At 65.5% G+C, this 24,491-nt stretch carries 26 protein-coding genes; 11 read left to right on the forward strand and 15 right to left on the reverse strand.

The genetic code is table 11. The features are described 5' to 3' along the window. Nucleotides 1–158: 158 nt before the first annotated feature. Together AWB83_RS00815 and AWB83_RS00820 are read right to left on the reverse strand one after the other, a co-directional pair. Entirely contained in the window at nucleotides 159–929 is a 771-nt protein-coding gene (locus AWB83_RS00815) for an RNA methyltransferase (RefSeq protein ID WP_087042351.1), read from the reverse strand. An 85-nt stretch (nucleotides 930–1,014) separates the two neighbouring features. Continuing rightward, complete coding sequence (locus AWB83_RS00820; RefSeq protein WP_087042352.1) at nucleotides 1,015–1,212, reverse strand: hypothetical protein; 198 nt, start codon at nucleotides 1,210–1,212, stop codon at nucleotides 1,015–1,017. Between AWB83_RS00820 and AWB83_RS00825 the strand changes: the two genes are divergently transcribed. The 5 genes from AWB83_RS00825 to AWB83_RS00845 all read left to right on the forward strand — a co-directional run bounded on the left by AWB83_RS00825 (nucleotide 1,211) and on the right by AWB83_RS00845 (nucleotide 8,399). Continuing rightward, nucleotides 1,211–2,014, forward strand: coding sequence for an inositol monophosphatase family protein (locus AWB83_RS00825; RefSeq protein WP_087042353.1), 804 nt, complete (start codon nucleotides 1,211–1,213; stop codon nucleotides 2,012–2,014). The genes AWB83_RS00820 and AWB83_RS00825 overlap by 2 nt on opposite strands. 199 nt (nucleotides 2,015–2,213) lie before the next feature. After that, entirely contained in the window at nucleotides 2,214–3,512 is a 1,299-nt protein-coding gene (gene lplT / locus AWB83_RS00830) for a lysophospholipid transporter LplT (RefSeq protein WP_087042354.1), read from the forward strand. 202 nt (nucleotides 3,513–3,714) lie between these two features. Next, on the forward strand, nucleotides 3,715–4,083 hold the full coding sequence (locus AWB83_RS00835; RefSeq protein WP_087042355.1) for an ElaB/YgaM/YqjD family protein: 369 nt from the start codon (nucleotides 3,715–3,717) through the stop codon (nucleotides 4,081–4,083). 286 nt (nucleotides 4,084–4,369) lie between these two features. Continuing rightward, a complete protein-coding gene (gene mutS / locus AWB83_RS00840) occupies nucleotides 4,370–7,072 on the forward strand; it encodes a DNA mismatch repair protein MutS (RefSeq protein WP_087042356.1) in 2,703 nt (900 codons plus the stop codon). Beyond that, entirely contained in the window at nucleotides 7,059–8,399 is a 1,341-nt protein-coding gene (locus AWB83_RS00845; protein WP_244197519.1) for a hypothetical protein, read from the forward strand. Before mutS ends, AWB83_RS00845 begins: the two co-directional genes overlap by 14 nt. A 57-nt stretch (nucleotides 8,400–8,456) precedes the next feature. Here the strand turns inward: AWB83_RS00845 and AWB83_RS00850 are convergent, their stop codons facing one another. Then, a complete protein-coding gene (locus tag AWB83_RS00850; RefSeq protein WP_087042357.1) occupies nucleotides 8,457–9,011 on the reverse strand; it encodes an FKBP-type peptidyl-prolyl cis-trans isomerase in 555 nt (184 codons plus the stop codon). A 33-nt stretch (nucleotides 9,012–9,044) separates the two neighbouring features. Here AWB83_RS00850 and AWB83_RS00855 point away from each other — a divergent pair, with 33 nt between their 5' ends. Together AWB83_RS00855 and AWB83_RS37045 are read left to right on the forward strand one after the other, a co-directional pair. Beyond that, a complete protein-coding gene (locus tag AWB83_RS00855; RefSeq protein ID WP_087042358.1) occupies nucleotides 9,045–10,283 on the forward strand; it encodes a cupin domain-containing protein in 1,239 nt (412 codons plus the stop codon). Between the two features lie 268 nt (nucleotides 10,284–10,551). Continuing rightward, nucleotides 10,552–10,806, forward strand: a complete 255-nt coding sequence (locus tag AWB83_RS37045; RefSeq protein ID WP_074168913.1) for a hypothetical protein — start codon at nucleotides 10,552–10,554, stop codon at nucleotides 10,804–10,806. 104 nt (nucleotides 10,807–10,910) lie between these two features. Here the strand turns inward: AWB83_RS37045 and AWB83_RS00870 are convergent, their stop codons facing one another. Both AWB83_RS00870 and bamC read right to left on the reverse strand, forming a co-directional pair. Beyond that, nucleotides 10,911–11,684, reverse strand: coding sequence for an MBL fold metallo-hydrolase (locus tag AWB83_RS00870; RefSeq protein ID WP_087042359.1), 774 nt, complete (start codon nucleotides 11,682–11,684; stop codon nucleotides 10,911–10,913). 37 nt (nucleotides 11,685–11,721) lie between these two features. Beyond that, nucleotides 11,722–12,864: an NlpB/DapX family lipoprotein gene (bamC, locus tag AWB83_RS00875; RefSeq protein WP_087042360.1), complete on the reverse strand. Its 1,143-nt coding sequence runs from the start codon at nucleotides 12,862–12,864 to the stop codon at nucleotides 11,722–11,724. Here bamC and AWB83_RS35925 point away from each other — a divergent pair. Further along, the gene (locus AWB83_RS35925) at nucleotides 12,863–13,096 is read left to right on the forward strand and encodes a hypothetical protein (RefSeq protein WP_143750001.1); all 234 of its coding nucleotides are present in this window, start codon (nucleotides 12,863–12,865) and stop codon (nucleotides 13,094–13,096) included. The genes bamC and AWB83_RS35925 overlap by 2 nt on opposite strands. Here the strand turns inward: AWB83_RS35925 and dapA are convergent. From dapA to AWB83_RS00915, 8 genes are all read right to left on the reverse strand, one after another. Next, nucleotides 13,048–13,953, reverse strand: a complete 906-nt coding sequence (gene dapA / locus AWB83_RS00880; protein WP_087042361.1) for a 4-hydroxy-tetrahydrodipicolinate synthase — start codon at nucleotides 13,951–13,953, stop codon at nucleotides 13,048–13,050. The genes AWB83_RS35925 and dapA overlap by 49 nt on opposite strands. 63 nt (nucleotides 13,954–14,016) lie before the next feature. Next, nucleotides 14,017–14,601, reverse strand: a complete 585-nt coding sequence (locus AWB83_RS00885; RefSeq protein WP_087042362.1) for a class I SAM-dependent methyltransferase — start codon at nucleotides 14,599–14,601, stop codon at nucleotides 14,017–14,019. Then, the gene (locus AWB83_RS00890) at nucleotides 14,601–15,803 is read right to left on the reverse strand and encodes a tryptophan--tRNA ligase (protein WP_087042363.1); all 1,203 of its coding nucleotides are present in this window, start codon (nucleotides 15,801–15,803) and stop codon (nucleotides 14,601–14,603) included. The genes AWB83_RS00885 and AWB83_RS00890 overlap by 1 nt, the downstream gene beginning before the upstream one ends. Before the next feature lie 4 nt (nucleotides 15,804–15,807). Further along, on the reverse strand, nucleotides 15,808–16,473 hold the full coding sequence (locus AWB83_RS00895; RefSeq protein ID WP_087042364.1) for a site-2 protease family protein: 666 nt from the start codon (nucleotides 16,471–16,473) through the stop codon (nucleotides 15,808–15,810). Nucleotides 16,474–16,614: 141 nt separating this feature from the next. Further along, the gene (locus AWB83_RS00900; protein WP_087042365.1) at nucleotides 16,615–17,244 is read right to left on the reverse strand and encodes an L-threonylcarbamoyladenylate synthase; all 630 of its coding nucleotides are present in this window, start codon (nucleotides 17,242–17,244) and stop codon (nucleotides 16,615–16,617) included. 152 nt (nucleotides 17,245–17,396) lie between these two features. Further along, on the reverse strand, nucleotides 17,397–18,227 hold the full coding sequence (locus AWB83_RS00905) for a 3',5'-nucleoside bisphosphate phosphatase (protein WP_087042366.1): 831 nt from the start codon (nucleotides 18,225–18,227) through the stop codon (nucleotides 17,397–17,399). A 93-nt stretch (nucleotides 18,228–18,320) separates the two neighbouring features. Then, complete coding sequence (locus tag AWB83_RS00910) at nucleotides 18,321–19,205, reverse strand: alpha/beta fold hydrolase (RefSeq protein WP_087042367.1); 885 nt, start codon at nucleotides 19,203–19,205, stop codon at nucleotides 18,321–18,323. Nucleotides 19,206–19,265: 60 nt separating this feature from the next. Then, the gene (locus tag AWB83_RS00915) at nucleotides 19,266–20,105 is read right to left on the reverse strand and encodes a ferritin-like domain-containing protein (RefSeq protein WP_087042368.1); all 840 of its coding nucleotides are present in this window, start codon (nucleotides 20,103–20,105) and stop codon (nucleotides 19,266–19,268) included. A 193-nt stretch (nucleotides 20,106–20,298) separates the two neighbouring features. Here AWB83_RS00915 and AWB83_RS00920 point away from each other — a divergent pair, with 193 nt between their 5' ends. From AWB83_RS00920 to AWB83_RS00930, 3 genes are all read left to right on the forward strand, one after another. Continuing rightward, entirely contained in the window at nucleotides 20,299–20,823 is a 525-nt protein-coding gene (locus AWB83_RS00920) for a gamma carbonic anhydrase family protein (RefSeq protein ID WP_087042369.1), read from the forward strand. Between the two features lie 53 nt (nucleotides 20,824–20,876). Continuing rightward, nucleotides 20,877–21,827: an Hsp33 family molecular chaperone HslO gene (gene hslO / locus AWB83_RS00925; protein WP_087042370.1), complete on the forward strand. Its 951-nt coding sequence runs from the start codon at nucleotides 20,877–20,879 to the stop codon at nucleotides 21,825–21,827. A 163-nt stretch (nucleotides 21,828–21,990) separates the two neighbouring features. Further along, nucleotides 21,991–22,347 (forward strand): hypothetical protein, encoded by a 357-nt coding sequence (locus AWB83_RS00930; protein WP_087042371.1) that lies wholly within the window; start codon nucleotides 21,991–21,993, stop codon nucleotides 22,345–22,347. A gap of 85 nt (nucleotides 22,348–22,432) precedes the next feature. On the opposite strand, the gene ftsB is transcribed toward AWB83_RS00930, so the two are convergent. Continuing rightward, nucleotides 22,433–22,903 carry a cell division protein FtsB gene (gene ftsB / locus AWB83_RS00935; protein ID WP_087042372.1) on the reverse strand — a complete coding sequence of 157 codons (471 nt, stop codon included), beginning with the start codon at nucleotides 22,901–22,903 and terminating at the stop codon, nucleotides 22,433–22,435. A 102-nt stretch (nucleotides 22,904–23,005) separates the two neighbouring features. Beyond that, on the reverse strand, nucleotides 23,006–24,289 hold the full coding sequence (gene eno / locus AWB83_RS00940; protein ID WP_087042373.1) for a phosphopyruvate hydratase: 1,284 nt from the start codon (nucleotides 24,287–24,289) through the stop codon (nucleotides 23,006–23,008). Nucleotides 24,290–24,491 lie beyond the last annotated feature (202 nt).

Raw genomic sequence — 24,491 nt, forward strand, 5'->3', positions numbered from 1 at the left:
GCCGCGCATGCGTCCAAAGCACGAAACGCGCAAAGCTTATATCGGCTTGCACCGTTTTTCGCCGATTGTAGGACGAGCGCGCGGAGTCTGCCCGATGCCCACGATGACAGCGCGGTCGCTGCTCCGGCACCGCCCCGAGACCGCCGCCGCACGCGCGTTCAGTCTTTCTTCGTTTGCAGCAGGATGTGCTTGGCGATGCCGCGCAGGATGTTCACCTCTTCGCGCTCGAGTCCCGAGCGCGCGAAGAGCCGCCGCACGCGGGACATCAGCTTCTTCGGGTTGGCCGGATCGAGAAAATCCAGCGCGACGAGCGCCTCTTCGAGATGCGCGTACATGCCTTCGATTTCATCGCTCGACGCGCTCTGCCCCGCAGTCCCGACGACGGCGAGCGTGCTCGCGGGCGCCTGGAACGCGAGGCGCAGCTCGTAGGCGAGCACCTGAACCGCCTGCGCGAGATTGAGCGAGCTGTAGGCCGGATTGGCCGGAACGTGCGCGAGCGCGCTGCAGCGCTCGACGTCCGCGTTGGACAGCCCGGTGCGCTCGTTGCCGAATACGAGCGCGATGTCACCATGGCGCACGAATTCGTGGGCGCGCTCGGCCAGCGCACGCGGCGGCATCTGCGGCGGGCCGAACTCGCGCATGCGCGCGGTCAGCGCGACCGACCAGCGCACGCCGACGAGCGCATCCGCGAGCGTGTCGACGACGTGCGCCGAGGCGAGCACGTCGTCGGCGCCGGAGGCCATCGCGATGGCTTCGGGTTCGTTCTTGACATCGGGCACGCGCGGCGCGACGAGCACGAGCCGCGCGAAGCCCATCGTCTTGAGCGCGCGCGCGGCCGCGCCGACATTGCCCGGATGGCTCGGCTCGACGAGGATGAAGCGCGTGGACGTGAAGCCGCCGGCGGGCGCGGAAAGATCGTTGGGTTCCAAGGCTCGAGTCGTGCTGAAGTAGGGTGAACCCACAATGTTAACGCGCTTCGGCGGCACTTCCCACACACGTGTCGATGCGCGGGGCTTAATGGCGACTTTCGGGTAAAATGGCCCCCTCGCGCGCCGCGAACGGTTTCGGAGTCGGTCGAACCCTTCGCGCGAGCGCCTCGCTCTTATTCAATTCGTCTTTCGTCGACATAGTCGTTGTCGCCAACTTTTTCGCCTGCGCGTTCTCCATGACAAACATGAGGAGCACGCCCGGCGGCCAGAGGATTTCGCTCATGCATCCGATGCTCAATATCGCTGTCAAGGCCGCGCGCCGCGCCGGACAGATCATCAACCGCGCGTCGCTCGATCTGGACCGCGTCCAGGTCAGCAAGAAGCAGCACAACGACTTCGTGACGGAAGTCGACAAGGCGTCCGAGGCCGCGATCATCGAGACGCTGCACACCGCCTACCCCGACCACTCGATCCTCGCCGAAGAGTCCGGCCGCGACGATCGCGAGTCCGAGTATCAGTGGATCATCGATCCGCTCGACGGCACCACCAACTTCATCCACGGGTTCCCGTACTACTGCGTGTCGATCGCGCTCGCACACAAGGGCGTCGTTCAGCAGGCCGTCGTCTACGATCCGACGCGCAACGACCTCTTCACCGCCTCGCGCGGCCGCGGCGCGTATCTGAACGAGCGGCGCATCCGCGTCGGCAAGCTGGATCGTCTGTCGGATGCGCTGATCGGCACGGGCTTTCCGTTCCGCGACGGTCAGGGCCTCAACGCCTACATGCGCCTCTTCAGCGAAATGACGCTCTCGTGCGCCGGGCTGCGCCGTCCGGGCGCGGCGGCGCTCGATCTGGCGAACGTCGCGGCCGGGCGTCTGGACGGCTTTTTCGAGCAAGGCATCCACCCGTGGGACGTGGCGGCGGGCAGCCTGATCGTGACCGAAGCGGGCGGACTCGTCGGCAACTACACCGGCGAATCGGATTTCCTGTTCCAGAACGAGATCGTCGCGGGCAATCCGAAGGTGTATGCGCAGATGGTCAAGATTCTCGACCTGTACTCGCGCACGCGCCTGACCGGCGAATAAGATGCATCGAAGGGCGCGCGCGTGCGCGCCCTTGCACCACCCCTCTTCACAGCGCCCCGGGCGCGCCGCGTGCCCTGCATCGATTGCGGGGCTCCGTTACAGTGCAATCTTTTGCCCTCGCATCACCGGGCGACGCGCGCTTCATCCTGCCTTTTCCGCAATTGTCCCGTCGCGCGCCGCGCCACACGCTGATCCCGCCATGAAAAAAGGCTTCTACACGATCATCGCCGCGCAGTTCGTTTCGTCGCTCGCCGACAACGCGCTCCTGATCGCCGCGATCGCCATGCTCGCCGTCGTCCATTCGGCGCCGTGGGTCACGCCGCTCCTGCAGATCTTCTTCACGATTTCCTATGTGGTGCTCGCTCCATTCGTCGGCGCATTCGCCGATGCGATCCAGAAGCGCCACGTCATGTTCATTTCGAACGCTCTCAAGGCGGCCGGCTGCGCGATGATGATCGCGGGCGTGCACCCGATGATCGCGTACGGCGTCGTCGGCCTGGGCGCCGCGGCGTATTCACCCGCGAAATACGGCATCCTCACCGAGCTTCTGCCGCCGCAGAAGCTGATCGCGGCGAACGCGTGGCTCGAATCCGCGACGGTCGGCTCGACCATCCTCGGCACCGTGGTCGGCGGCGCGCTCGTGAGCCAGGTGGTCGCGCGCTGGGTGACGCACGCGCACCTGCCGTTCATGAGCACCGCCGCGCACGCCGCCCTCTTCACGGTGATGCTCATCTATGCGTCGGCGGCGGCCATCAACGCGTTCATCCCCGATACCGGCGCGCGCTACCCGAATCTCCTGACCGAGCCTACCCGGCTCGTCAACGATTTTTCGCACAGCTTCATGGTGCTGTGGAAGGACAAGCTCGCGCAGATCGCGCTGTGGGTCACGACGCTGCTCTGGGGCGCGGCCGTCACCCTGCAATTGCTGGTGCTCAAATGGGCCGACGCGAATCTCGGGCTGTCGCTGTCGAAGGCGGCCGTGCTGCAGGGCGTGACGGGGCTGGGCATCGCGCTCGGCGCGGCGGCGGCTTCCGCGTGGATCATGCTGCGCCAGTCGCTCAGGGTGCTGCCGGTGGGCGTGCTGATCGGCGCGGTGGCAGTCGCCATGGCGTTCTACAACAAGGATCTGTTCCCGGCGGGCGCCGGCGTGCAGATCGGTCCGCTCTTCGCGCCGGCGTACATCCTGATGGCGTACCCGCTGATGATCGCGCTGGGCGGCCTGTCCGGCTTTTTCATCGTGCCGATGAACGCGATCCTGCAGCATCGCGGCGCGACCCTGCTGTCGGCCGGCTACTCGATCGCGGTGCAGAATTTCAACCAGAACCTGGCCGTGCTGGCGATGCTCGGCGCCTACGCGCTGCTCCTGACGATCAAGATGCCGGTGCAGTGGATCATCGTCGTGTTCGGCCTGTTCGTGTGCCTGATGATGACGCTCGCGATGCGCCGCCAGAGCCAGAACGAACGCGAGGCCGATCTCGGCGCGCTCGTCGAGGAATGATCCTTGCTCGACGGTGTATTCTGGGTTCATGCCCCGGCGCCGGCGAACGAGGAAGAAAGGGAGGGAACGCGGGCGGCGGGTGCAAGTCGTAAGGTTGAAGCGGTCAGGCTGCAAGCGGTGCGCCGCGGCGAGGCCCGTGATACGACTGGAACCGGACCCGGCGTCATTTATTCCTCGGCAACGTCAATAAAGGAGCAAGGAAATGGGATTGTTCACACGTTCGACGCTCGACAGCAAAATCAATGGCGCAGCCAATCTCGGCGAACGCGCGGTGCGCGGTGCGAGCGACGCGGTCGATTCGGCCAGCAGCCAGTTGCGTAGTCTGCTCGACGATCTGGAAAGCTCGATCCAGGGCGCGAAGGACATCGATGCCGACAAGCTGCGCAAGGATCTGCAAGCGAAACTGAAATCCGCGCGTTCGCAAATGAACGGCGCGAGCGGCGTGTTCGCGGGCAAGCTGGGCGACGCGGCCGGCTATGCCGATGACTTCGTGCACGACAAGCCGTGGCATACGCTCGGCGCGGTGGCGGGGCTTGCCTTGCTCGTCGGATTCCTCGCCGGGCGCGCATGACGCGGCCGCTCTTCTGATCCACGTATTTGCCGCTGGAACGGCGCCCGTTCGTTTCAGCGGCCGACTCCGTTCTCGCGGCAAGCGTGCGGGGCGCCTTCGTTCGCGCCTGCGCGATCCAGGCCCATTCGCGTCGCGACAGCAGCGTTCGGCCTTGACGCTCCATCGGTCATTCGGCCGACTCCGCCCGTCCCCCACGACAGGTTAAACTCATGCCCTATCGGCTGACTTGCGGCCGGCGCACGTCGCGCCCGGCCATTTGGTCGTTCCGGCTCTCACAGCACGCAAGATGGGCAATCACACGGCAACTCCCGACACATCCAGCGACCCCGCAGCGCAAGCGGACCTGTCGCAGCACACGCCCATGATGCAGCAATACCTGCGCATCAAGGCGGAGCATCCCGGCACGCTCGTCTTCTACCGGATGGGCGATTTCTACGAGCTCTTCTTCGACGACGCCGAGAAGGCCGCGCGCCTGCTCGATCTCACGCTCACGCAGCGCGGGGCGTCGGGCGGCAATCCGATCAGGATGGCGGGCGTGCCGCATCACGCATGCGAGCAATATCTCGCCAAGCTCGTGAAGCTCGGCGAGTCTGTTGCGATCTGCGAGCAGATCGGCGATCCGGCGACATCGAAAGGACCGGTCGAGCGCAAGGTGGTGCGCGTCGTCACGCCGGGCACGCTGACCGACGCCGCCCTGCTCTCGGACAAGAGCGACGTCTATCTGCTCGCGCTCTGCCCCGCCCACAACCGGCGCGGCGTGGTGACGAGCGTCGGGCTCGCGTGGCTCAATCTCGCGAGCGGCGCGCTGCGGCTCGCGGAAGTCGCGCCGGCGCAGGTGAGCGCGGCGCTGGAGCGCATCCGTCCCGCGGAGACGCTCGTCGCCGATTCGATCACGGACATGCAGGCGTCGCTCGGCGTGACGAACCCAGGCGCCACCACGCGCGTGCCGGCGTGGCACTTCGATGTCGGCTCGGGCACGCAGCGTCTGCGCGAGCAGCTCGACGTCGCGAGCCTCGACGGCTTCGGCGCGCAGACGCTCACCTGCGCATGCGGCGCGGCGGGCGCCCTGCTGCTCTACGCCGCCGCGACGCAAGGCCAGCAGTTGCGCCACGTGCGCAGCCTGAAGGTCGAGTACGAATCCGAATACATCGGGCTCGATCCCGCCACGCGGCGCAATCTCGAGCTTACTGAAACGCTGCGCGGCACCGAATCGCCGACGCTCTTCTCGCTGCTCGACACCTGCTGCACGACGATGGGCAGCCGGCTGCTGCGTCACTGGCTGCATCATCCGCCGCGCGATGCATCGGTCGCGCAGGCGCGCCAGCAGGCGATCGGCGCGCTCATCGACGCGCCCTCGGGCGGCGGCCTCGATACGCTGCGCACCGCATTGCGCCGGGTCTCGGACATCGAGCGCATAACGGGGCGCCTCGCGCTGCTGTCGGCGCGCCCGCGCGATCTGTCGAGCCTGCGCGACACCTTCGCCGCGCTGCCCGATCTGCGCGCGCTCGTCGCCGGCGTCGCCCGCGAGACGTCCGCGCTGGAACGCATCACTGCCGCGCTCGAGCCGCCGCACGAATGTCTCGATCTGCTGACGAACGCGATCGCGCCCGAGCCCGCCGCACTGATCCGCGACGGCGGCGTGATCGCACGCGGCTACGATCCCGATCTCGACGAGCTGCGCGATATTTCGGAGAACTGCGATCAGTTCCTGATCGATCTCGAAGCGCGCGAGCGCGCGCGCACGGGCATCGCGAATCTGCGCGTCGAGTACAACAAGGTGCACGGCTTCTATATCGAGGTCACGCGCGGCCAGACCGACAAGGTGCCCGACGACTATCGCCGCCGTCAGACGCTCAAGAACGCCGAGCGCTACATCACGCCGGAGCTGAAGGCCTTCGAGGACAAGGCGCTTTCCGCGCAGGAGCGGGCGCTGGCCCGCGAGCGCGCGCTCTACGATGCCCTGCTGCAGAACCTTCTGCCTTTCATCGCGGATTGCCAGCGCGTCGCCGGGGCGCTCGCCGAGCTGGATCTTCTGTGCGCCTTTGCCGAACGCGCGCGCGCCCTCGACTGGGTCGCACCGGAATTCGCCGCCGATGCGGGCATCGATATCGAACAGGGAAGGCATCCGGTCGTCGAAGCGCAGGTCGAGCAGTTCATCGCCAACGACTGCTGTCTGAGCCAGGACCGCAGGCTTCTGCTCATCACCGGCCCGAACATGGGCGGCAAGTCGACCTTCATGCGCCAGACCGCGTTGATCGCGCTGATGGCCCATGTCGGCAGCTATGTGCCGGCCAAGCGCGCGCGCTTCGGCGCGCTCGATCGCATCTTCACGCGCATCGGCGCGGCGGACGATCTCGCGGGCGGGCGCTCGACCTTCATGGTCGAGATGACCGAGGCAGCGGCGATTCTCAATGATGCGAGCGCATCGAGCCTCGTGCTCATGGACGAGATCGGGCGCGGCACCTCGACGTTCGACGGCCTCGCGCTCGCGTGGGCCATCGCGCGGCATCTGCTCACGCACAACGGCTGCTACACGCTTTTCGCGACGCACTACTTCGAGCTCACGCAGCTGCCTGTGGAATTCGCGCAGGCGGCGAACGTGCATCTGTCGGCGGTCGAACACGATCACGGCATCGTGTTCCTGCACGCGGTGAGCGAGGGCCCGGCCAATCAGAGCTACGGCCTGCAGGTCGCGCAGCTCGCGGGCGTGCCGGCCGCCGTGATCCGCGCGGCGCGCAAGCATCTCGTGCATCTGGAGCAGCAGTCGATCGGCCAGCCGACTCCGCAGTTCGACCTGTTCGCGAGCCAGCCGTATTCGCCTTACGACGACGCGCAAGCCGACGATCCGAAGCAGGACGAAGCGCCCGAACACCCCGTGATGGAAAAGCTGCGCGCGCTCGATCCGAACGAACTGCGTCCGCGCGATGCGCTCGATCTGCTCTACGAACTGCATGAACTGGCGAACAACCCGCCGGATGCCTCGCGTTGAGCGTGCCGTCGCCGCGCGCATGTCGGGTGTGTCGCGCCTGACGAGCGCGGCCACGATATTCGCCGCACTCCTGTGCGGCGCAATCGCGCATGCGCATGCCGAAAGCGGTACGCCGCTCGGCTTCGCCGTGATCGCGGACGCGCTCAGCCGCCCCGCCGACGAAGCGCCGGTGCGCCGCATGCTCGATGCCATCGGGCGCGACGCGAACATCGCGTTCATCGTCTACGACGGCAATTTCAAGGGCGCCGCAGAACCGTGCCACGACAGCATCTATCAAGCGCGTCACGACCTGCTCGACGCGTCGCGCACGCCGCTCGTTCTGTTGCTCGGCCAGCACGACTGGGCCGATTGCGGCCAGGCTCATGCGGGCGCATACGATCCCGTCGAGCGGCTCGATTTCGTTCGCCAGCTCTTCTTCGCCGATGCGAGCTCGCTCGGACAATCTCCGCTCACGCTGTCGCGCGAGAGTGACGTCGCGCGCTTTCGGACGTTTCGCGAGATGGTGCGCTGGCAGGCGCAGGGCGTCGCGTTCATCGGTCTCAACGTACCGAGCCCGAACAACCACTATCTGACCGCTGGCGGACGCAACGGCGAATTCGAGGACCGCGCCGTCGCGACCACCTTCTGGCTGGAACATGCGGCGGAATCGGCGCGGCGCGCGGACATGCGCGCGCTCGTCATCATCCTTCAAGGCGACCCGGACTTCTCGCGCTACGAGCGGCGCGAACGCTTCGCATGGCTGCGCTTCTCGCGCTCGAATCAGCCGCGCGACGGCTTTCTCGAACTCAAGCGCAGTCTCGTGAAGGCGGCGGAGGCGTTTCGCGGGCCGGTCATCGTGATTCACGGCACCGATGCCCCCGAGCTGAACGGCTTTCACATCGATCAGCCGTTGCGTAACGATAAAGGCCTGATCGTCACGAATCTCACGCGCATCGCGATTGCATTCAGGAAGCCGCAATCGCAGTGGCTCGAAGTGCAAAGCGGTGCGCAATGGCATCCGCCGTTTCGCCTGCGCGTGCGCAACGTGCACGAGGCGCGCGCGGGCGAAACGAGCGGGCCGGCGTCCGAGGCGCCGGCGCAATCGAGCGCGCCTTCCCTGCCTTATTACCCAGTGCCGCAACCGACGCAGCCTGCATCGATGCCGCGCAACGACCTGCCGGCGTCCCTGCCGGCACCGCCCACGATGCCGCTGCCGGCGTCCGATCTTCCGCCGATCCTCACACCGCCGCAGTCCTTGCCGCCGATTCTTCCCGCGCCCGCATCGGGCGTGCAGAACGGCGCACCGCCAACCGCGCCGAAAGGCAACGACGACGACAGCGGGCCATAAAAAAAGCGCAGCCGAAGCTGCGCTTTTCTCACGATTCGATGTTCCTTGTTCGCGCGCTCAATGCAGCGTCGGACCCGCATCCTTGCGCGGCTCGCCTTCGTCGTCTTCGTCGTCATCCTCATCGACGACATGCAGGCCGTCCGCGCCATGCGCATGCTGATGCACGATCTCGTCTTCGGTCGCCGTGCGCACTTCCTGCACCGACAGCGCGAAACGCAGCGCCATGCCCGCGAGCGGATGATTGCCGTCGAGCACGACCTTGTCCTCGGCGACATCGGTCACGGTGTAGATGAGCGAATCGAGTTCGTCGTCGCCGTCTTCGGGCGTGCCTTCGAACTGCATGCCGACTTCCAGCGGCTCGGGAAAGCGGCTGCGCTCCTCGACCTTCACGAGCTCCGGATCGTACTCGCCGAACGCGTCCTGCGGCTCGAGCTGAATGAGCGTTTCATAGCCGGGCTCGCGACCGTCCAGCGCTTCCTCGATCTTGGGGAACGTGCCATCATAGCCGCCGTGCAGATAGACCATCGGCTCGTCGCTTTCCTCGATCAGATTGCCTTGCGCATCCGATAGCTTGTAAGCAACCGAAACGACAGTGTCTTTCGCAATTTTCATTGGATCCTCCAAGATACAAGCCTCGATTATACGATGCCCAAGCGGCCCCACGACGCAACACCACCCCCCGATTCCGGCCTTCCCGAGCATGCCCGGGCGCCCCTGCCAGACGAACCCACACCCTTGTTGGGCAACCGCACGCCGCGTCAGTTCATGCGGCGATACTGGCAGAGAAAGCCGCTTCTGATCCGTCAGGCGATTCCCGGCATCACAGCCCCGCTCGCGCGCGACGAACTCTTCGAACTCGCCGATCTGGACGACGTCGAGTCGCGTCTCATCACCCATTTTCGCAACACGTGGAATCTGGAGCACGGCCCCTTTGCGCCCGACGAATTGCCTTCGGCGAAGAAACGCGAATGGACGCTGCTCGTGCAAGGCGTGAACCTGCATGACGATCGCGCGCACGCGCTGATGAGCCGGTTCCGCTTCATTCCCGACGCGCGCCTCGACGACCTGATGATCTCCTATGCGACGGATGGCGGCGGCGTCGGGCCGCATTTCGACTCTTATGACGTGTTTCTGCTTCAGGTTCATGGCAAGCGCCGCTGGCGTATCGGAGCACAACGCGATCTTTCGCTAAAACCCGGACTGCCGTTGAAAGTTTTACAGCACTTCGAGCCCGAGGAGGAATGGGTGCTGGAGCCGGGAGACATGCTTTATCTGCCGCCGCATATCGCGCACGACGGCATCGCCGAGGGCGAATGCATGACCGCATCGATCGGCTTTCGTGCACCTTCGGAGCACGAACTCACGGCGCAGTTCCTGTATCACCTCGCGGAACGTGCCGGCGAGGCACCCGATGGCGCCCGCGCCAACGCGCGCTATCGCGATCCCGGCCAGGCGCCCGTAGCGAATCCGGCCGCCCTGCCCGCGATTCTCGTCGAGCGTGTTGGCGCGATCCTTGCGGACGTGGACTGGAGCGAAAAGGACGTCGCCGCTTTTCTGGGCAGCTATTTGAGCGAGCCGAAAGCCAACGTCGTATTCGACCCGCCCGAGCGCGCGTTGAACGAGCAGCGATTTCTGGAGCGAGCGAAAAAAACCGGCGTCAGGCTGGATAGAAAGACGATTTTGCTCTATGACGGAAGGTCGTATTTCGTGAATGGCGAAGCAGCACTGTTATCGTCGAAGCTGAAAAAGTGGCTCCCTGAATTGGCCGACACACGGCGTCTGGAGGCGAAACGCTTTGTAACACTTACAGACGATTCGACAATGACAGCGTTGCTACACGAATGGTATCGTGCGGGCTGGATTCGGATGGGCGCTTTGGCTTGACAGGCTTGCTCGACGAGGCTTCCAGACATGCTGCGGATGTTAGAATTTTGCTGTTCCGCAATATGAAAGTTTGTATGAGAAAGACAACGTATCGGCCCCTGATTTATCGACGGTCGTTACGAAAGTGCCTATAATTTCCGGCCAAGCCGTAGGAAGTCTCACACCAAAAAAGAATTGTGAGTCTCCACAGCGGCCCAGGTCGGTGTTGGAGCACACATTACCGGTACTTTGCGCTGTTGCTTACCTTTAACCATAAAAGGACGTGATCATGAAGAAATCCCTCCTCGTAGCATCCCTGTTGGCTGCTGTTGCTCTGGCTGCATGCAACAAGTCTAGCGAAACGGCTGCTCCGAGCGCTGCAAGCGATACGTCGGCTGCTTCGGCTCCGGCTGCTGCTGCTTCGGACGCAAACGCTGCTGCATCGAGCGCTTCGGCCGCTGCAAGCGACGCAGCTTCGGCTGCTGGCGCTGCTTCGGACGCTGCCGCTTCGGCTGCTGCTCCGGCATCGGGCGCAAGCCAGTAAGGCTCAGGCGCTACGTTGCAGGCCGCCGAGGCGGCCTGCCAACGAAAAAACCGGCTTTCAGCCGGTTTTTTTGTATCTGCTTCCAGCCCTTTCGAGCAGCGTCGTCAGAGCGTGAGCCAGTCGAAGCCCTCCGCTTGCGTCGCCACTACGACGTCGATTGACGAAGCACCCAGCACCGCCGCCAGCGCGACCTGCGCGAGATGCGGCAGATTGTTTTGCTGACTGAGATGCGCGGCCACGAGATGACGCAGCCTCGAACGATCGAGCGACGCGAGAATGGCCGCCGCCGCATCGTTGTTCAGGTGCCCGTGCGTTCCGCCGATGCGCGCCTTCAGCGAGGGCGGATAGCGGCTCGCCGCGAGCATGTCGACATCGTGATTGGATTCCAGCACGAGCGCGTCACAGCCGCTCAGAACGCTCGTGATATGCGGCGTCGCCGCGCCCACATCCGTAAGCACGCCGAGACGGCAGGCGCCATCGGAGAACACGTATTGCAGGGGTTCGCGGGCGTCGTGCGGCACGGTGTACGGCAGCACGCTCACATCGCCGATGGCGACGCTTTCATCGCCCCATAGCACGTTCAGTTCGACACTGGCTTCATCGGCGCCGGTGGCGCGCGCCGTGCCCCAACTCATATGCAACGGGATGGACCATTTGCGGGCGAGCGTCAGCGCACTGCCGATGTGGTCCGTGTGCTCGTGCGTGATGACGATGGCGTCGAGATCCTCGGCGCGGCAATCGAGCCGCGCGAGGCGCCGCTCGACTTCCTTCGCGGAGAAGCCGCAATCGAGCAGCACGCGCGTGGTGGTCGTGCCGCTCGACGCCTCGACGAGCAATGCATTGCCTTCGCTTCCGCTGCCGAGACTGGCGAATCTCACAATGAACCCTTGATCAACCGATGCCTTGCGCCGTCGTCTAGTTCAACTGAGCATGCAGCAGCGACACGATGCGCTGCGCATCGGACGACGTATCCGGCTGGCCGTTGGCATCGACCACGCCGATCTGGGTGACCGAGTCCGCTTTCGGCTTCACGTTGACGAGGAACTGGCGCGTCGGCTTCGGCGAGTTGCCCGAGAAGAACTTGCCGAAGAGACCATCCTTCTTCAACTCCGCCATGGAGTCCGAATAATGGACGTAGTAGATGCCCTTGTCGCGATCGCGATTGTCGACCGTGAAGTTGGTGCGATCGAGCGCGAGGCCAACGCGCAGCCATGCGCGATCGAACGGCTCGGCGAGATCGAGCGTCGAACCGCCCGCGCTCGGGTCCACCGCCACCTTCGCGCCCGCCGGACGCGCCTGCGCGATCAGCTTCTTCGACTGGTCTTCGGTAAGGCCGAACTTCTGCATCAGCTTCGTGAGGATGGCGGCTTCGAGCGCCGGATTGCGCGGACGCGTTTCCCAGCGCGATGACGTCTTGTCCTGGCCGGTCAGCACTTCTTCCATCGCGCTGTGCGTGATGGAGATGTCGGTCGAGCCGTCGGCCGCGCGGTCCACCTGAGTGCGGAACATGTCGCGCGTGCCCGACGAGTACGCGAAATCGAGCAGCTTGCCCACGCTGTTTCTGAACCAGTCGTTCGGAATGTTCGCGCGGTTCTCGGCCCAGTCGGTCGCCATGATGCCGGTCTGCGGCGCGTCGGTCTTGAGCGTGAAGCCGTTTTCTTCCCAGAACTCCTTCAGCTGCGGCCAGACCTGATCCGGCGAGCGGCCATCGACGACGAGCCAGCGGCGATCGCCGTCGCTCTCGACGTGCATGCCGTACGGGTCCTGCGCGGTCGGCACGCCGAGCGTCGCGTTGCCTGCCGGTGTGACCGAACGTTCGGCGGCGCCGCCGAGCGAGTTGATCTTCGGCGGCGCGGCATAGCGCTGGCTGATGTCGGCCGTGGTCAGATCGGAGGGAACGTTGAGCGAGGGCGCGGTTTCAGCAGTCTTGTAGTTGACGCGATCCGGCGCGAGCCAGTCGTTGAGCGTATCGCAACCCGCGAGCGCAAGGACCGCGCTGGCGCCGAGCGACAGCACGCTCAGGCGTTTGACTTGAGTAAGAAGAGCGGAACGTTTCATGAGGTCCTTCGTTGCTGCTGATGACGCCTTGCCTCGCGCCGATCCCGCTCCGGACGAGCGGGTCATCGAAGCCAATGTTGAGGCCAACGAGCGGCGGTTGATGACTGACGGTGTGGTTCATTTCGATCACGTGCGGCGGCGCGGCTCTTCGATTCCCCGACTGTGGCGCGCCGCCGCATGTGATCAGGCGAGCAGCCCGGAGTCGCGCAACGCGTCGCGCACCACGTCGTGATAGCGCGCGTCGAGCGGCGTGAGCGGCAGGCGGATGCCGCCTTCCATGCGGCCGAGCGCCTGGAGCGCCCACTTGGCCGGAATCGGATTCGATTCGCAGAAGAGTTGCTTGTGCAGCGACAGCAGCTTCAGATGGATGCGGCGCGCCGTGACGGCGTCGCCTTCGATCGCCGCGCGGCAGAGCTGGCTCATTTCCTTCGGCGCGACGTTGGCCGTCACCGAGATGTTGCCGTGGCCGCCGAGCAGCATCAGCGCGATGGCCGTGGGATCGTCGCCGCTGAAGATCGAGAAATGCGCCGGCGCGTGCTTGATGAGATGCGCCGCGCGATCGATGTTGCCCGTCGCTTCCTTCACGCCGATGATGCCCGGCACTTCGGCCAGGCGCAGGATCGTCTCGTTGCTCATGTCGGCAACGGTGCGGCCCGGCACGTTGTAGAGGATCACCGGCAGGTCGACCGCTTCCGCGATGGCGCGGAAATGGCGGTACATGCCTTCCTGCGTCGGCTTGTTGTAATACGGGACAACTTGCAGCGTGGCGTCGGCGCCGACTTTCTTCGCCTGCTTCGAGAGTTCGATCGCTTCGGCGGTGGAATTGCCGCCCGCGCCCGCGATGATCGGGAAACGCCTGGCCGTGTGCTCGACGGCCGTCTGGATCATCAGAATGTGCTCTTCGACCGACAAGGTGGCCGATTCGCCGCTCGTGCCGACCACGACGAGACCGTTCGACCCTTGCTCGACGTGCCAGTCGATCAGTTTTCGAAACGCCGGCAGATCAAGACTACCGTCCTCGTGCATCGGGGTGACGATGGCAGGGATGCTGCCGCGGATCTGGATGCCGCCGTGTGTTCCGTTTGTCATGAAACTCTATGAATTTAATCGTAAATTTAATCGCGAAACGCGATCTACCGCGATTGTAGCGGATTAGCCGGTCAACGCGTAACGCGGCGGGCCCGGGGGTGTGTTACCAATCGTGAGCGCTTTTTCCGCCGGCCGCGGTTCGCGGACCGCGCACATCCGCTGCACGTAGGCAGGACGCGGGTTTTCGAGGAATCCGTCCTCGTAGGCGGTCACGCGCAGCCGTCCTCGCACCGCTTCCAGCAGCTCGCCGGGTTCGAGCAGAAACGCGGGGTTCGACGGCTTGCCGACGCTCGCGTTGCCCGCCGCGAAAGTTTCGTAGATCAGGACGCCGCCGGGCGCGAGCGCGTCGAGCAAATGCCCGAACAGCGGGCGATGGAGATAGTTCGTGACGACGACCGCATCGAACGTTCGGTCACTTGGAAGCGGCCACGGGGCGTTTTCGATATCGGCCGTCAGCGTCTCGATACCGGCGCAGGCGTGCATCGACGCGAGCGCGCCGGCGTCGCGATCGAGCGCGAGCACGCGAAACCCGAGCGAGGCGAGCCAGCGCGCGTGCCGCCCGCTGCCGGCGGCGACGTCGAGCACCGTGCCGCCGGGCGCGACGAGATGCGCCCAGCGCGCGACCCAGGCGCTCGGTACGCCTTCCATCAGTTGTAGGACAGGCCCATGGCCTCGCGCACCTCGCGCATCGTCTCCGTGGCGAACTTGCGGGCCTTGTCGCAGCCGTCCGCGACGATCGCGCGCAGCAGCGACGGATCGTCCATGTACTTCTGCGCGCGCTCGAGCATCGGCTGCTGCTCGCGCAGGATGCCCTCGATCACCGGCTGCTTGCATTCCAGGCAGCCGATGCCCGCGCTGCGGCAGCCCTTCTGCACCCATTCGTGCGTGGCCTCGTCGGTGTAGACCTGATGCAGCTGCCAGACCGGGCACTTGTCCGGATCGCCCGGATCGGTGCGGCGCACGCGCGCCGGGTCGGTCGGCATGGTGCGGACCTTCTTCGTGATGGTCTCGGCGTCCTCGCGCAGGCCGATGGTGTTGCCGTAGGACTTCGACATCTTCTGCCCGTCCAGACCCGGCATCCGCGACGCTTCCGTCAGCAGCACCTGCGGCTCGACGAGAATGATCTTGCGCGAGCCCTCCAGATAGCCGAACAGGCGTTCGCGGTCGCTCATCGACAGGCTTTGCGACTCCTGCAGCATCGCGCGCGCTTGCTCGAGCGCTTCGTCGTCACCCTCCTGCTGGTAGGCGACGCGCAGCTCGTGATACAGCTTCGAGCGCTTGCCGCCGAGCTTCTTCGCGGCTTCCATCGCCTTTTCCTCGAAGCCCGGCTCGCGGCCATAGAGGTAGTTGAAGCGGCGCGCGATCTCGCGCGTCATTTCGACGTGCGGCACCTGGTCTTCGCCGACCGGCACGAGCGAGGCGCGATATAGCAGGATGTCCGCCGCCATCAGCACGGGATAGCCGAGAAAACCGTAGGTCGAAAGATCCTTCTCCTTCAGCTTCTCGATCTGCTCCTTGTAGGTCGGCACGCGTTCGAGCCAGCCGAGCGGCGTGCCCATGCCGAGCAACAGCGAGAGCTCGGCGTGCTCGGGCACGCGGCTCTGGATGAAGAGCGTCGCCTGCGCCGGATCGATGCCGGACGCCAGCCAGTCGATGAGCACTTCCCAGACGTTTTTCTCGATGACCTCGGGCGTCTCGTAGTGCGTCGTGAGCGCGTGCCAGTCGACCACCGCGAAGAAGCACGGGTATTCGGACTGCAGCCGCACCCAGTTTTTCAGCACGCCGTGATAGTGGCCGAGGTGCAGCGACCCGGTGGGCCGCATGCCGGAGAAGATACGGTCAGGGAACATGATGTTATGGAAAGAGTGAAGCGAGGGGATTCAGAATAGCCGACACCGCCGCGTAGCCGACGCTCACGAGCGGCCCGAGCCAGAAGCGCGTCAGCACGCCCGTCACGACGAGCGCCATCACGATGAAGAAGCCGTAAGGCTCGAGCTTCGAGAACGCGATCGACGCGCGCACCGGCAGCAGCGCCATGAGCACGCGCCCGCCGTCGAGCGGCGGCAAGGGAAAGAGATTCAGCACGCCCAGCACGAGATTCACGCCGACGCCCGCCGCCGCCATGCGCGTGAAAAACGGCTCGTTGACGTGAAAGACGGCGAGCAGCACCGCGAGCACGCCCCAGACGAGCGCCTGCACGAAGTTGCTGCCGGGCCCGGCTGCGGCGACCCAGAGGCTTCCCCAGCGCGGATTGCGCAGATTGCCGAACGCCACCGGCACGGGCTTCGCGTAGCCGAACATGAAGGCGCCGCTCGTCACGAAGTACAGGACGATCGGAATCAGGATCGTGCCGATCGGATCGATGTGGCGCATCGGATTCATGGAGACGCGGCCCAGGACGTAGGCCGTGTTGTCGCCGAGCAGACGCGCGGCGTAACCATGCGCGGCCTCGTGCAGCGTGATCGCGAAGATCACCGGGAGCGCGTAGACCGCGATGGTTTGTATCAGGGAAGAATCCATAAGGCGGTATTGTATCAAGCAGTATCAAGCAGGCAGGTCTGATCAGACGCGCGCAGTGAGGCCGCGCGCGCACGGTGGCGCCTCATGATGAGCCATAACGCTTAATCGGGTCTTAGGCCCGTGCGCGTTGCTGCGCGGCGACTACGCCGCCAGCCCGAACGGTTCGAGACTGCCTCTCCCCGCGCGCACGAGCACCGGCTCCCCCGCCGAAAGGTCGATCACCGTGGAGGGCTCCGCCGGACAAGCTCCCGCGTCGATCACGAGCTCGATCTGCTTTTCCAGCCGCTCGCGGATTTCCTCGGCATCGTTGAGCGGCTCGGTGTCGGGCGGCAGGATCAGCGTCGAGGCGAGCAGCGGCTCGCCGAGCGCCTCCAGCAGCGCGAGCGTGATGGCGTGATCCGGCACCCGCAGCCCGATCGTCTTGCGCGACGGGTGCGAGAGCCGGCGCGGCACTTCCTTGGTCGCCTGCAGCACGAACACGTACGGCCCCGGCGTCACCGACTTGATGAGCCGGTACTGCCGGTTGTCGACCATCGCGAAGTTCGAGAGCTCGGAGAGATCGCGCACGAGCAGCGACAGCAACTGCTTGTCGTCGATGCCGCGAATGCGCCGCAGGCGCTCGATCGCGTCCTTGTCGTCGAGATGACAGGCGAGCGCGTAGCTCGAATCGGTCGGCAACGCGACGACGCCGCCGTCGCGAATGATCTGCACGGCCTGATTGATGAGCCGCGGCTGCGGATTGTCCGGATGAATGCGAAAGAATTGAGACATGGCGACGCCTTATTGTTTCGATCCTGCCCGGGAAGGACGCGCGCGACGCGCTGCACGCGCGGTCGCGAATTCACGGGGTATGCGTGTGGAAAATACCGGTGATGCAAAGACCGTGCGCGCCGGAAAAAGAGGCGCGCCCGCGCCGGGGAACGTTATAGCCAGCGCTCCCACACGGGCTTGAGGTCGTCCGGCAGCGGCGGCAGTTGGCCCAGATCGACGCGCCCTTCCCCCACGCCGTGGAAGTCCGAGCCGCGCGACGCCTCGAAACCGTAGCGGCGCGCGACGTCGGCGTACTCGCGGTATTGGTCGGGCGTGTGGCTGCCCGTCACGACTTCGATCGCGTGGCCGCCCAGCTGAATGAATTCGTCGAAGAGCGCCGAGAATTCGACCGGCGTGTAATCGTAGCGGCCGGGATGCGCGATGATCGGCTCGCCGCCCGCATCCTTGATCCACTTCACGGCGTCCGCGAGCTTCGCCCAGCGATGCCCGACGAAACCCGGCTTGCCATCGCCGAGATAGCGCGAAAACACGTCGGACGTGGACTGCGCGTAGCCCGCCTCCACCAGAAAGCGCGCGAAGTGCGTGCGCGAGATCATGTCGGGATCGTCGGTGAAGCGCAGCGCGCCTTCATGAGCGTTCGGAATGCCGATCGCCGCGAGCGCCTCGCCGATCGCCACACCGCGCGCCGCCCGCCCGTTGCGCGTCGATTCCAGCCCCTTGAGCAACGCGTCGTTGTTCGGATCGACATTCATGCCGACGATATGCACCGTGCGCGACGCCCACGTCACCGAAATCTCGACGCCCGCCAGATAGCTCATGCCGAGCGCTTCGGCCGCCTCGCGTGCTTCGCGCTGCCCGCCCAGCTGATCGTGATCGGTGAGCGACCACAGCGTCACGCCGTTCGCATGCGCGCGCGCGGCGACCTCGGCGGGCGCGAACTGGCCGTCGGACACGGTGGAATGGCAATGCAGATCGGCGTTCATCGTCGGCTCATGAGTTTCACTGACATTCTACTGTAACGGCATGACACGCCGATCATGCAGGCGCGCCCGCGCACACCGCGCGAGCCGCGCCGCTCACGCGCAGAACGACTCGATCAGCGCGGCGATGCGTTCCGGCTGGTCGTGATGGATCATGTGCCCGGCGTCGTCGACGATTTCCTCGCGCCAGTCGGGAAACGCGGCGAAGCGCGTCTTGAATTCGGCGACCGGCATCTGGCCCGCGAATGCCGCGAGTGTCGGCGAATCCTTTGCCTCGACGTGCAGCACAGGCGCCTGCACGCGCGACCACGAGGCGCTCACCTCGTCCAGACGATACAGCGTCGGCCCGCGCATCTTGTGCGCCGGATCGGCGAGCAGATGGAAGCGCCCGTCCGCTTCCTCGCGCGACCAGTGGGGCGCGAGATAGCGCGCGCGGGCGAGCGGAAGACGCGGATTCGTGCGGATCAGCCGCTCGGCAACTTCATCGAGGCTCGCATAGCTGCGCAGCACGGGCGGCGCGCGCTGGTCGTCGAGCCATTGCGCGAGGCGCCCCGGCGCCTGCGACGCGCGCGCGGCCGGCAACCCGAAGCCTTCCAGATCGACCACTCGTCGCACGCGATCGGGCCGCACGCCCGCATAGAGCAGGGAGACGTTCGCCCCCATGCTGTGGCCGACGAGATTCACCGGCGCGCCGGGCGCGTAGCGGTCGAGCAGCACGTCGAGGTCGGCGAGATAGTCGGGGAAGTAGTAGTGGCCGCCGCCCTTCTCCGCAACCGGCCAGTCGGAGAGACCGAAGCCGCGCGCGTCGGGCGCGAGCACCTGCCAGTCGCCGGCGAGCGCGTCGACCACGAACTGGAACGACGCGCCCACGTCCATCCAGCCGTGCAGCATGAAGAGCATCGGGGCGTCGGACGAGCCCCAGCGGCGCACGTGCAGACGCACGCCGCGCGCATCGACGAATTCGGAGCGCGCTTCTTTCATGTCTCGCCTCGGATCGGTGAAAAAGGATGATCGTTCGATTATAGCGGCGATGCCCGCCCGTCACTCCCCTTCGTCGAGACCGGCGAGCGCGCGGAGTTCGGCTTCGTCGAAGCCCGCGTCGCGGCGGGCCTCGAAATTGAACGGGCCGCGCAGCTTCGGCGCGTGGTACTGGGCGGCGAGGCGTTCGTAGGTCGAATGAGGATCGAGCGCCTGCGCATCGCACAGAAAGCGGAACCAGCGGTTGCCGATCAGCACGTGACCGATTTCGTCGCGCAGGATCACGTCGAGAATCGCCGCCGACGCGTGATCGCCCGCCTGCGCGAGTCGCTTGCGGATCGGCGGCGAAGCGTCGAGGCCGCGCGCCTCCAGCGTGCGCGGCACGAGCGCCATGCGCGCGAGCACGTCGCCGCGCGTGCGCTGCGCCATTTCCCAGAGGCCGTCGTGCGCGGGAAAATCGCCGTAGGCGTGGCCGAACTCCGCGAGGCGCGCGCTCAGAAGCGAGAAATGGTGCGCTTCCTCGGCCGCCACCTTCAACCAGTCGAGATAAAAGTCCTCGGGCATCGAAGCGAAGCGCCAGACGGCATCGAGCGCGAGATTGATCGCGTTGAACTCGATGTGCGCAAGCGCGTGCAGCAGCACCGCGCGCCCGGCCTCGGACTGCATGCTGCGGCGCTTCAGCGACGACGGCTCGACGAGTTCAGGCCGCGCGGGCCGACCAGGCAGATCGCCGGGATCGGCAAGCGTGGCGTGCGGGTCGATGCGCGACGGGTCGGCGCGCACCGCTTCCCGCAGCGCGACGGTCCGCGCGGCCTTCGCGGCGGGGTCGCGCTCGCGCAGGATGTCGAGCGCCGCGCGGCGCGCATTGGCTTGGGTTTCGGCGGGAATCGGAAGGTCGTGCATCAAACTATCTTGAAAACGGCGTGCGAAACGCCGGTCGGGCGGACACGTACTGCAAACGGCTAAAATGGTAACCCCGGCGAATGCCGCGCATCGCGCAACAATGCCGCGAGACGCCAGCCAGGCGCGCATTTTAGCGCCGCGCCGGCGCAGCGGCCCCGCGCCCCGTCCTCACGAAACAACGCCAGGAGACAAAGTGGCCATCTACAAACTCGGCGACGACGCCCCCACCATTCACGAAAGCGTGTTCCTCGCGGATACCTCGACCATCATCGGCCGCGTGACGCTCGAGGAAAACGCGAGCGTCTGGCCCGGCGCCGCGCTGCGCGGCGACAACGAGCCGATCGTCGTGGGGCGCGGCAGCAACGTGCAGGAGGGCGCCGTGCTGCACGCGGACCCGGGCTTTCCCCTGACGATCGAAAACGACGTCACCGTCGGCCATCAGGCGATGCTGCACGGCTGCACGATCAAGGAAGGCTCGCTGATCGGGATTCAGGCCGTGGTCTTGAATGGTGCGGTAATCGGCCGCAACTGTCTGGTTGGGGCGGGCGCCATCGTCACCGAAGGCAAGGTGTTCCCGGACAACACGCTGATTCTCGGCGCGCCCGCGAAGGCAGTGCGGGAAATCGGCGAGGCGGACATCGCCCGCATGCGCGCGGCCACGGCAAGCTATGCCGACCGGCGCGAATATTACAAGGCGCAGCTCGTGCGCATCGGCTGAGCGGCTGTCCGTCGAGACGGCACGCCCGAGCCTCAACACCCCAAGGAAGAGTTGTGAACGACCAGTTGCAGAAATTCATGTTCAACGCGGCGCCCGTGCGCGGCGAAATCGTATCGCTGCGTCACACGTGGCAGGAAGTGCTTGCGCGCCGCCCCTATCCGGCAGCCGTGCGCAACGTGCTCGGCGAGATGATGGCCGCGTGCGCGCTCCTGTCGGCGAACCTCAAGTTCGACGGCACGCTCGTCATGCAGATCTACGGCGACGGCCCGGTGAAGATGCTGGTCGTGCAGTGCAATTCGAACCTGTCGCTGCGCGCCACGGCCAAGCTCGCCGAAGGCGCCGAAAGCGAGCTCGGCAACGAGATGTCGCTCGCCGAGCTTCTGAACCGCCACGGACGCGGGCGCTGCGTCATCACGCTCGATCCCGCAGACAAGAAGCCGGGGCAGCAGCCGTATCAGGGCATCGTGCCGCTCTCGGGCGAACACGGCCCGCTTGCGTCGATGGCCGAAGTGCTCGAGCACTACATGCATCATTCCGAGCAGCTCGATACGCGCCTGTGGCTCGCCGCGGACACCAACCGCGCCGTCGGCATGCTGCTGCAGAAGCTGCCGGGCGACGGCGGCATCGTCCCGCATCCGGGCGAGCACGACGCCGATACCTGGCAGCGCGTCTGTCATCTCGGCAGCACGCTTTCGACGGAGGAATTGCTGAAGGAAGAACCGGAGACGGTCTTCAAGCGGCTCTTCTGGCAGGAGAACGTGCAGCACTTCGATCCCGCGCCCGCGCGCTTCCAGTGCACCTGCTCGCGCGAAAAGGTCGGCGGCATGCTGAAGATGCTCGGCCGCGAGGAAGTCGACAGCGTGATCGAGGAACGCGGCGGTGTCGAAGTGCACTGCGAATTCTGCAACCAGCGCTACGACTTCGACCCCGTCGACGTTGCGCAACTTTTTGTCGCAAAAGAACTCTCACAAGGCGTGAGCCCGGCGTCGGATCAGCGGCACTGAAAGCGGCCGGAGCCTTGTCCAGCGGAGCTTGCGCAGCGTGCGCCGGGGGCTCCGGGAGCACGGCGCGCGTTCGTCGCTCCGCCCGCGGCACGCGCCTCGCGACACGCGACGCAGGCTATGATTGGACTCCTGCTTAGTTGTCCGACCCGCTGGAGGTCGCAAAATGAAAACCGCACTGCTCAACTGGAAACTTGCATCGTGCATCCCCGGCGTCGCGCTCGTCGCCGGCTGCATGATGGACCCGCCCGGCCCCTCGCCGATCTATAGCCGCCTGCCCGATACACCGCCCGCGCCCGAGCAGACGCTGACGACGCAACAGCAGATGGAACGCTACAACGCCATCGACAAGCAGGCGCTGAACGAATCGCAGCAGGCCGCCGCCGCGGGCAACGCCGCGAAGACGATGTCGCAGTTCTACACGCCCGCGCCGGTCTCGGTGTACGGCGGTTATTCGAGCGGCGGCTGGGGCGGCCCGTACTGGGGCACCGGCGTCGGCTTCGGCACCGGCTACTGGTGGTGAGCGAAGCGGCAATCCGCCTCCGCCGATAGAAACAAAATGGCGCGGTCGATGACCGCGCCATTTTTTCGCCACGACAGCGGAGACGTCAGTTCGCCGCGCCAGCCTGCTGCTTCTTCTTCGCTTCAGCCGCCTTTTCCTTCTGCGCTTTCTTGTCCAGATCGCGCAACTCCTGCTTCGAACGCGACACCGGATTGGGCACCACGCGCAGCGGCGCCGCCGAGACCTGGCCGCGCGTCGAGCCGTTCATCCCGGGCACGTTCGCGGAGTTGACGGGCGCGGTCGTATTCGGCGAGACGAACTGCACGAACACCTCGCTGTCCTTCACCATGCCCATCTCGTAGCGCGCGCGCTCTTCGACGGCCGCGGTGCCGCTTTGCAGGTCCTGGACTTCCCCCTGCACGCGCTCGTTGCGCAATCTCAGGTTCGTGTTCTTTTCGGTCTGCTGCGCGAGCTGCTGCTGCAATTCGTGCACGCGCAACCAGCCGCCGTGCCCCCACCAGAGCGGGTATTGGATCAGCACCAGCAACAGAACCAGAACGACAGTTACGAGCCGCATTCAAGTAGCCGAAATAAGCGCCGCCCGGCGGCTTTTTAGGCCGTGGGCGGCGGGCTGAAAATAAGACTGACGAGTCCCTTATCGACTAAAGCGGCGAAAGCTTTAGCGCAAGTTGTAGAACGCCGACTTGCCCGGGTAGCTGGCGATGTCGCCGAGATCTTCCTCGATACGCAGCAGCTGGTTGTACTTCGAGATGCGGTCGCTGCGCGACAGCGAACCGGTCTTGATCTGTCCGGCGTTCAGACCGACGGCGATGTCCGCGATGGTCGAATCTTCCGTCTCGCCCGAGCGGTGCGAGATCACGGCCGTGTACGACGCGCGCTTGGCCATTTCGATCGCCGCGAAGGTTTCCGTCAGCGTGCCGATCTGGTTGATCTTGATGAGGATCGAGTTGGCGATGCCCTTCTCGATACCTTCCTTCAGAATGCGCGTGTTGGTGACGAAGAGATCGTCGCCAACGAGCTGGATCTTCTTGCCGAGGCGGTCGGTCAGCGTCTTCCAGCCTTCCCAGTCGCTTTCGTGCATGCCGTCCTCGATCGAGACGATCGGGAACTTGTCGGCCAACGTCGCGAGGTAGTCGGTGAACTCGCCCGAAGACAGCTGCAGGCCTTCGCCCGCCAACTGGTACTTGCCGTCGTGATAGAACTCGCTCGCCGCGCAGTCGAGCGCGAGCAGCACGTCTTCGCCGGCGCGGTAGCCCGCTTTCTCGATGGCCTGCAGGATGGTCGAGAGGCACTCGTCGTTGCTGCCGAAGTTCGGCGCGAAGCCGCCTTCGTCGCCCACGGCGGTGCTCATGCCGCGCTCGGCCAGGATCTTCTTCAGCGCATGGAACACCTCGGCGCCGCAGCGCAGCGCCTCGCGGAAGGTCGGCTGGCTCACCGGCACGATCATGAATTCCTGGATGTCCAGGCTGTTGTTCGCGTGCGCGCCGCCGTTGACGATGTTCATCATCGGCACCGGCAGTTGCATCGCGCCCGAGCCACCGAAGTAGCGGTACAGCGGCAGGCCGGCTTCCTCGGCCGCGGCCTTGGCGACCGCCATCGACACGGCCAGCATCGCGTTCGCGCCCAGGCGCGACTTGTTGTCGGTGCCGTCGAGCTCGAGCAGGGTCTTGTCGAGAAAAGCCTGTTCCGAGGCGTCGAGGCCCATGATGGCTTCGGAGATCTCGGTGTTGATGTGTTCGACGGCCTTCAGCACGCCCTTGCCGTTATAGCGGCCGGCTTCGTCGTCGCGCAGTTCGATGGCTTCGCGCGAACCGGTGGACGCGCCCGACGGCACCGCCGCGCGGCCCATCGTGCCCGATTCGAGCAACACGTCGCATTCGACGGTCGGATTGCCTCGCGAATCGAGAATCTCGCGGCCGATGATATCTACGATAGCACTCATGGTTTCCTCAAGAAATGACGATGAATTCTGTCAGTCACTACGACGCGGCGCGGCGGGACAGGCCCGTGCGCTTGCGCTTTGCTGGCTTCGCTCAGACCTCTTGCACGACCAGCCGGTTCATTTGCGCCGCGCCTGCCTGGCACCTGTGACGGGTGCAGATGCGTAGTCCGGTGCGATGCGTCGGTGCAATGCTGAAACGCCT

The sequence above is a fragment of the Caballeronia ptereochthonis genome, assembly GCF_001545075.1.
GTDB lineage: Bacteria > Pseudomonadota > Gammaproteobacteria > Burkholderiales > Burkholderiaceae > Caballeronia > Caballeronia ptereochthonis.